General features: G+C 41.8%; 9 protein-coding genes and 1 tRNA gene. 4 read left to right on the forward strand and 6 right to left on the reverse strand.

Translation table 11 applies throughout. From position 1 onward, the window contains the following. Positions 1-269: 269 nt before the first annotated feature. The 5 genes from DP116_RS19805 to DP116_RS19825 form a co-directional block, all read right to left on the reverse strand. Complete coding sequence (locus DP116_RS19805) at positions 270-902, reverse strand: L-threonylcarbamoyladenylate synthase (protein ID WP_169156807.1); 633 nt, start codon at positions 900-902, stop codon at positions 270-272. 107 nt (positions 903-1,009) lie between these two features. Further along, positions 1,010-1,924 carry a peptide chain release factor N(5)-glutamine methyltransferase gene (gene prmC / locus DP116_RS19810; protein WP_169156808.1) on the reverse strand — a complete coding sequence of 305 codons (915 nt, stop codon included), beginning with the start codon at positions 1,922-1,924 and terminating at the stop codon, positions 1,010-1,012. A gap of 25 nt (positions 1,925-1,949) precedes the next feature. Further along, a complete protein-coding gene (locus DP116_RS19815) occupies positions 1,950-2,789 on the reverse strand; it encodes a Tic22 family protein (protein WP_169156809.1) in 840 nt (279 codons plus the stop codon). An 882-nt stretch (positions 2,790-3,671) separates the two neighbouring features. Further along, positions 3,672-3,745, reverse strand: a tRNA-Pro gene (locus DP116_RS19820). Between the two features lie 172 nt (positions 3,746-3,917). Further along, entirely contained in the window at positions 3,918-4,469 is a 552-nt protein-coding gene (locus DP116_RS19825) for a GNAT family N-acetyltransferase (protein WP_169156817.1), read from the reverse strand. 324 nt (positions 4,470-4,793) lie between these two features. Between DP116_RS19825 and DP116_RS19830 the strand changes: the two genes are divergently transcribed. Beyond that, the gene (locus tag DP116_RS19830; protein ID WP_169156810.1) at positions 4,794-5,723 is read left to right on the forward strand and encodes an alpha/beta fold hydrolase; all 930 of its coding nucleotides are present in this window, start codon (positions 4,794-4,796) and stop codon (positions 5,721-5,723) included. Between the two features lie 10 nt (positions 5,724-5,733). On the opposite strand, the gene tsaD is transcribed toward DP116_RS19830, so the two are convergent. Next, positions 5,734-6,792: a tRNA (adenosine(37)-N6)-threonylcarbamoyltransferase complex transferase subunit TsaD gene (gene tsaD / locus DP116_RS19835; RefSeq protein ID WP_169156811.1), complete on the reverse strand. Its 1,059-nt coding sequence runs from the start codon at positions 6,790-6,792 to the stop codon at positions 5,734-5,736. Between the two features lie 175 nt (positions 6,793-6,967). Between tsaD and DP116_RS19840 the strand changes: the two genes are divergently transcribed. The 3 genes from DP116_RS19840 to DP116_RS29530 all read left to right on the forward strand — a co-directional run. Then, entirely contained in the window at positions 6,968-7,465 is a 498-nt protein-coding gene (locus DP116_RS19840) for a Photosystem I reaction center subunit III (protein ID WP_169156812.1), read from the forward strand. 132 nt (positions 7,466-7,597) lie between these two features. After that, positions 7,598-7,741 (forward strand): hypothetical protein, encoded by a 144-nt coding sequence (locus DP116_RS19845; RefSeq protein ID WP_048870973.1) that lies wholly within the window; start codon positions 7,598-7,600, stop codon positions 7,739-7,741. A gap of 314 nt (positions 7,742-8,055) precedes the next feature. Continuing rightward, positions 8,056-8,386: photosystem I reaction center subunit XI (locus tag DP116_RS29530; protein WP_246275715.1), on the forward strand; the 331-nt coding region annotated here is incomplete at its 3' end.

Here is an 8,386-nt window from a genome sequence, read left to right on the forward strand (position 1 = left end):
CTTGGCGTCTTGGCGGTTCGTTAAATTAGGTATTCTTCTGGCGGGAAGGGAGTAAAAAATCGCCAACTTTCTGCCTATGTACTTCTCGTTTTAATTCTTCCCAACTTGCTTTTGTCTCCAGATGCACCCTTGCCTTAATTTCACAGTTGAGATTAAATCCTGTAGTATCGGATTAATAAAAAAACCACTCCAGACGCACAGGAAACAGAGTATGACAAAGAAATCATATTGATACAAACGGATTTGATATTACATAAAACTTATCGACTTCAAGGCTTAAAATCTATCTTCGTAGCACCTTGTCGTAAAACTTGCCAATTCTCTCCAGTCCATTTCACAACAGTCGAAGGAACACCATCTCCGTGCACCTCGTCTTGAAATTCCGTCGCCGCTAGAGTCAAAACATCAGGAAACTGTACCGAAATCTCTGCCATTGTTTGTAAGGGAGGTTGACCTGATAAATTAGCGCTGGTGGTTGCAAGAGGACCTGTTTGCGCTAAGATACTTTGGGCAATTCTACAATTAGGCACTCGAATTCCAATTGTCCTGTCAGAAATAAGCTTATCCTTCTGAGGAGCTGAATCTCCATCAAAAATAGAAATCATTTCTTGTGGTACGCTAGCTGAAGCAGGCAACACCAAAGTCACTGTTCCTGGCCAATATTTCTTGGCAACTCTGTGCCAAATTTCATACTCTTGGTCACTACCCGTGGTGAAAGACCAGATTTCTTCAGCACTCGCTGCCATTAATATTAAGGGTTTTTCTCGACTACGCTGCTTCGCGGCGTAAATTAACCTTCCTTGTTCGGGTATTGCAGCCAAAGCAGGAACAGTATCTGTAGGAAAGCTGATTAATTTACCAGCACGTGCGCCTAAGATAAGGGTGTCTAGGGAAACTTGCATGAACAGAACCCAGAATTCAGAACCGAGAACTCAGAATTGAGTTATCACTCACCAGTTATCAATTCACTGTTCACTGTGCTGAGTTGGTGAGTTCTTTATTGGTGATGTTAGCTCTTTGTATATGCCAGAGCAAAGCGCTCAATGCCAGCTAAATCTTTATGAATCTGAATATTACAGTAACTTCCTTGATTGTGCAACATTTCTCGCACAGTATCCGCCTGTCCTTTCATCATCTCAATCAGCCAAACCCCACCTGAACGTAGATAAATGGGAGAAATTTCTACCAAATGGCGGATGCAATCTAAGCCATCAATTCCACCGTCTAAAGCTAGATGTGGTTCATGCTTAACGACTTCAAGCTGTAGAGTAGGTATAATGTTGGTGGGGATATAGGGCGGGTTAGATACCATTCCGCTGAATTGACCCTTGAGCGATGCCAGAGGTTCCCACCAAGAACCTTGATAAAATTGAATACGCTCCCCAAAACCTAAATTTTGGGCGTTTGCTTTTGCAACCAGTAACGCCTCATGGCTGTAGTCAACAGCGTGAATGGTTGCTGTGGTGAAAACGTCTGCTAATCCAATGGCGATCGCCCCACTACCAGTTCCTAAGTCAGCCCAGTGTCCTTGCTCTAAAGACGGTGTCACCGTACTTTTTCTAGCAGCAGCGACAGCTAAATCTATCAAGTACTCTGTTTCTGGTCTGGGAATCAAAACCGCGTTTGACACAGCGATTTTATACTTTCGCCAAGGAGTCGCTCCTGCAACATATTGTACTGGCAAGTGTTCATTTAATCGCTGCTGCCAGAGTTTATCTAAATTCTCAAAAGATAACTTTAAAGGAATCTCAGCCTGGTGTTTGTATGATTCCAAACGCAATGCCAAGCGGTCTAATCCAGCGACTTCTTGTAGTAACCAATCGACTTCAGTAGGTAAAATACCAGTGGCGTTTGCAGCTTGAATTGCCACGTTACGCCACTGCCAAAGTTGTAAACCAGTTACTGATAACTGTTTATCTGCCATGCCTCTATCTTAAGGCAGAAATTTATTATTTCTTAGGAGTCGCTGGTGCGCCGGGTTTGGCAGAGGGGTTTTGATTTGGAGCATTGCCTCGCTTACTAACGACATACTGCATACTCTCGGTAGATGGTACTATAGATACTTGACTTAGCCAAGTGTCATTTTTCTCTTTCAAAGTTTTAATAACTCCGTCTATGTCTACAACTTGAATATCAGCCTTGGGAACTTGTTGCTTTACCTGGCTTAATAAACTTTGGGCGTCTTTTTGACTCAAGAACAGAGGAATAACTTCCTTGTTGTCAGTCTTCCGTTTGACGGATACATATCCCTTATCCGGAGATCTAACAATAAAAACAGGGACACTTGGGAACTGCTTAACTTCTTTACCGTTTTGGCGCAGCAGTGTGACTGCTCCTTCTAAATCCTGTCTTCCAGGATTAAAAGCAAACACTAGGCTGTCTGGTTTCTTAGCATTTTCTTGAAGTTTCTGATAAATCATCCCCAAAGGTACTGGCGTCACTTGCAGGCTTTTTAACATTTCTGCCATTTTTGGATCTTTACCTTTGACATTCCGCAGTTCGTTAATAAAAGCCTGAGCTTCCTGTCCGCTCATAAAAACGTCTGTGACCGTAGCTTGTTTCTTTTGAGCGTTTTGAGCGTTTTGACCATTTTGACCATTGTTAGCCACAGTACGAGTCAGAGGTACACCCTGGTTGTTAGTAATCAAAAACACAGGTACTGGATCTAATTTTTCTTTAATTTGTTGTTCTGTCAATGCCAGCACTGGAGCATTTCCGCTAAAAACTGTTGCTAGCAGAGTACTCCCAACTAAAGTCAATGTTGTGCCCCAGCGAACTAATAAATTCATAATTTCTCCCCGCATCAATACCTCTAAAATCAAGTCTGACAATATAGTTGGATTTGCACAGTATTAACCAGTTCTAGATATACTACCTTTTTTGCTCATTGACTGTGCTGTTTTTGGTATTTTAATTTCGCCCTACTAAGAATTGCACTCGGATGGTAGATGATTGCTGTAGATTAACAAAAGCGGCGAAAAGTGTACTGTTCACTTCAAGGGTGTCTTTTGCCATTCTATTGGCTTTTTCAGTTATCGTTGACGACAATAAATATGAGATCGTTCCTTTTACATCTGCTGAAAATGTTTCAAGGTTTACATATTTCCTCTCTTGTGCGACTTAATACTTGGAAATTGTTTTGCCTAATAGAAAAGAAAAAATAGCAAAGCAACATGATTACTGCTTCCGGGAAAATATGCAATTTCAGTGTACATTGTCTGACAAATCAAACAAATAGTTGCAGCACAGTCCAGTTTTGACTTTTTGATTTATTTTTTTGATGGTATATCTAAAAAAGAACGAAATTCATTTATGTATACTTGAGTCATTTGCACGCTCAAGGTGGGAACTCTTAACAGGGAATAGGGAACAGGGAATAGGGAACTCTTAACAGGGAATAGGGAACAGGGAATAGGGAACTCTTAACAGGGAACAGGGAATAGGGAACAGGGAATAGGGAACTCTTAACAGGGAACACCCGAACGCTTAACTCTGAAGAAGGAATAAAGGTGTACGAAGCTTGGCAAAACTCAAATAGGAGTGCTATACAAAAGAACGCAATTTGGTATTATGTGTTGTTTGCTTGCGCTGATTAGTGGTTATACTATATGAAAAAATGAAAAAACCTATACCTGTGTTCAGGTATAGGTTTTTTGCTTATTACTATGATATCGGGATGACAGGATTTGAACCTGCGGCATCCTGCTCCCAAAGCAGGCGCGCTACCAAGCTGCGCTACATCCCGATTAATTTATTATCTTAACTTAGTTGTTGCTTTTTGACGATACTCAAAAGCTTTTTTTTAAGATAACTTGATATGTTGCCAAACTTGCATCAACACTATACCATACTTTGTTGATTTTTGTAAACAGTTTCGTTCCCTATGCAAAAGTTATGAGAGTAATGTCTCTTAAAAATTAATGAGGGTACCAAAACATACCTTTGATGCCTTCGGGGTCGGACATAAACCCCAAACTCCGGTAAAAATCTAAAACATGGGGGTCAGCAAAAAGAGTCACATTACTAATTTCTTCGCTCCTGAGCTTTTTGAGTACATATTTCATAAGTGCCTTTCCCAGTCCTTTTCCTTGAAAGTCTGGGTGAACTACCACATCCCAAATTGTGGCATTAAAGGCATGATCTGACGTCGCACGGGCAAAGCCAATAAGTCGCCTTTTGTTTCCTCGCACTTGCCACATAGAGGCGACAAGAAAACTATGCTCAATAGCTTTTTTTACTTTTCGCAAAGGACGACGCGACCAACCGACTGAATCGCATAGTTCCTCTAGTTCATACAGGTCAATATCTCGCTCAGTACTAAAAACTATGCGAGTTTCCTGCTGATGAACTTCGCCAACACCATTCAAATCTGAGTTACCTACAGTTTCAACTGCATACTCCTCTGAGGGTGTTGTCCTAGTTGTTGAGTTAGCTTCTGATGTACTAAACCAAGTTTTCCAAAAACCCATGCCAACGTGGTTCAGGTAGTATATACGAGGTGGTTTTGACAGATAAGAGTGCTGATTCACTTGTGATTCAACTACCTACGTTGTATTCCGCAACACATACAGTTGTTTTGTCTGTTGGCGGAATTTTCCGATGACAGTAGTCATCAAGCGTGCATCTTACACTAGTCTTTTTCAACTTTAGCATTTTGTTGTGGAGCTAAGAAGAAATTAGCTAAAACGGAAACATTTAAGAATAAATTGTGTATGACACCAGAATTCATGTGCCTCCATTTTCCAATCTCCTTATCTTGCCAACTCCCGAACTGAACGGGGTACGATAGAAATATGGCAACCATCGAAATCTTGGGCGTTCCACACGCATACGAACTCACAGCTCCTACGAACTACCCCCACACCTTAGTTTTTATCCACGGATGGCTCAATAGCCGTGGATACTGGCAACCTGTAATTTCTCGGTTGTCAGATGATTTTCAGTGTCTCTCTTATGATTTAAGAGGTTTTGGCGAGTCGCAATCTAAATTAAAAACTGATTTTAGTCAAGAACAAAATTATTTCAGCCTAAGTACTAAATCTAGTCGTGCAGTTGTTGATCCCTTTGATTCTGTATATACTCCGGCTGCCTATACTCAAGATTTAGCAGATCTTCTGCAACAGCTAAACGTTAAGAGTGCTTGGTTGATTGGTCACTCTTTGGGAGGGACGATCGCCCTTTGGGGTGCTGCCCAAATGCCAGAATGTGTCAAAGGAGTTATTTGTATTAACTCAGGCGGTGGAATTTATCTTAAAGAAGCTTTTGAGCAGTTTCGTTCAGCGGGTCAGCGGTTTTTACAAGTTCGCCCTAAATGGCTTGGGCAATTGCCTCTGATTGATTTACTGTTTACTAGAGCAAGTGTAGCACGTCCTTTGGAGCGTAATTGGGCACGGCAGCGAGTTATTGATTTTGTTGTTGCAGATCCAGAAGCTGCTTTAGGAGCATTGCTAGATTCTACAACAGAGGAAGAAATTAACTGTTTGCCTGGGCTGGTTGCTCAACTTAAGCAACCAATTTATTTCTTAGCTGGTGCGGAAGATAAGGTTATGGAACCTAAGTATGTCCGTCATTTAGCTAGCTTTCACCCTCTTTTTTCTTACTGTGGTGACAATGTGATCGAAATTCCTGATTGCGGACACTTAGCAATGTTGGAACAACCGGATGCAGTTGCGACTCACATTCGCTCTCTTGTCAAGAATCAATCGTCAGTTGTGAATTGTTAATAAAGTCAAGTTAAAGATTGTGTGTACCAGTTTGATACAACTCCATAACTTGGCTTAGCGCTAACCTAGAGTGAACGCCTAGGGTAAGAGGCGAGGTATGACCTCTGTTGAGATGGTCAGCAGCAGTACAACCAATCATAGCGGCATTATCGGTACAAAATTTTAGGGGAGGGAATAGCACGCGTAGGTTGTGAGTTTGTGCTGCCTGTTGTAAATGTTGTCTTAACCCACTGTTGGCTGCTACGCCTCCACCAATGGCAATGGTAGAAAGACCATAGTCAAGAGCACAGGTTATTGCTCTTTTGGTGAGGGAACGTGCTACAGTTTCCTGAAAACTAGCCGCCACATCTTCTGTTGGTAAAGACTGTCCATCTTTCTCAAATTGCTGTACCAACCGCAGCACTGCTGTCTTTAACCCACTAAAACTCGCATCATACGGATGATATCCACCTTCTGGTAGAGAAACTTTCCCCTCTGGTAGTCTGAAGGCTTGTGGATTTCCCTGCAATGCTTGCTTGTCAATTGCTGGTCCGCCGGGATATCCCAAATGCAACAGACGTGCCACTTTATCAAACGCTTCACCCGCAGCATCATCACGAGTTTCTCCTAGGGTCTGGTACACACCACAATCTTTGACATGAATTAAGCTCGTGTGACCACCAGAGACTAGTAAGCTAAGAAAAGGAGGCTCTAAAGTTGGCTCACTCAAATAAGTCGCGTAAATGTGACCTTCGAGATGATGAACACCTAAAAATGGTTTATTATGTACCATTGCTAAGGTTTTGGCGGCAGTTAATCCGACTAAGAGCGCCCCTACTAGTCCAGGTGCACAAGTCGCGGCGATACCATCAATTTCGCCCCAATCTACTGCTGCTTGTTCCAAAGCTTGGGCGATCGCCCCATTTATTGTTTCTAAATGCTGCCGGGATGCGACTTCCGGCACAACTCCACCATACTGCTGATGGACTGGAATTTGTGAGGCAATAATACTACTACAAACTTCACGATTGTTCACAATCGCCACGGCAGTTTCATCACAGCTAGTTTCTATTGCTAAAACGGTTGCCATTCAAGAATTTTGCCTCTAAGAACTTGTTTGAGAAGCTTTAACTTTTATTTACTTTAACTTTACTCGGTTCACGCGCAAGAGTATCATGACATCCTAGTTCTGCATATCAAGATTGTACAAGCCGCCTCGTTTTGTACAAAAAACTTTTTGTTTCGTCATAAAAGGAAACAATTCCATGCGTTGCTTGTTTGCTCTGGTTCTAGCGATTTGTATTTGGTTCAACTTCACCCCAAAGGCATTTGCCGTTGGGGCAGATCTTGTGCCATGCAGTGAATCTCCTACCTTCCAAGAGCGGGTACAAACTGCCCGCAATACCACCGGTGACCCCAATTCAGGGGAAAAAAGATTTGAGCGCTACTCTCAAGCGCTGTGTGGTCCTGAAGGTTTACCTCACCTGATAGTGGATGGTAGTCTTGACCACGCTGGTGATTTCTTAATTCCTAGCATTCTCTTCCTCTACATTGCTGGCTGGATTGGTTGGGTAGGTCGTGCCTATTTACAAACAATCAAAAAAGAAGGCGGTGATGTGGAATGGAAGGAAATCAAAATTGAGGTACCAAAGGCACTGCCAATTATGCTGTCAGGCTTTACTTGGCCCATCGCATCCATAAAGGAATTGCTTTCGGGTCAACTGACAGCGAAAGATGAGGAAATTCCCATCTCGCCACGCTAGTGAGGATTTTAGATTTGGAGTGGTTTAGGAGTTAGTAGTCTTTTTTGACAACTAACAACTAACAACTCACATAACAATTCTCAATCCATCCAAAAATCACTCATTTAACTGACTTATTGAGGAGAATGGTTCATGGCGGAAAAACAGCCAAATTATTTCGTTCAATATCTTTCTCTGGCACCAGTTCTGTTGTTTGTCAATTTGATTGTGACTGCAGTTATTTTGATTCTCTTTAACAATTGGTTCCCAGACCTACTTTTCCATCCATTACCGTAGGTTTTTAAGAAAAGTTAGGAGTGAGAAATTATGAATTATGAATTGTGAATTCATAATTCATAGTTAATAGTTCATAGTTTCAAACTCCTAACTTATAGGTTCGCCTAGATGAACAACAATATAGTAAACACAGTTGCTTGAAACTGGTAATTATATAGATAATGTGTGAGTTTTCATCTGAATTTAAAAAAATTAAAACAGCTAAATTAATTTTTCTAAACTAGACTTGCAAAAATGAAATTTAGTGACAATTAAGAATTATTATGAATGTAAAATCATGCCACAAGAATTTTCTTTAGAGGCACACAGAAAATATGGCGCAAGCAGTAGATGCATCAAAAAATCTTCCCAGCGATCCTAGAAATCGCGAAGTCGTTTTTCCTGAATGGCGCGATCCACAACGGGGCAATCTGGAAACACCGATTAATGCTTCTCCTTTAGTCAAGTGGTTCATCAATAACTTGCCCGCCTATCGCCCAGGGCTAACTCCCTTCAGAAGAGGGCTAGAAGTTGGGATGGCTCATGGTTACTGGATTTTTGGTCCTTTCTCCAAACTGGGTCCCCTGCGCGATACGCCTAATGCCAACTTAGCGGGATTACTGTCAACTTTGGGCTTGATAGTCCTTCTGACTGGGGCTATATCTC

Source organism: Brasilonema bromeliae SPC951 (genome assembly GCF_012912135.1).
Classification (GTDB): Bacteria; Cyanobacteriota; Cyanobacteriia; order Cyanobacteriales; family Nostocaceae; genus Brasilonema; species Brasilonema bromeliae.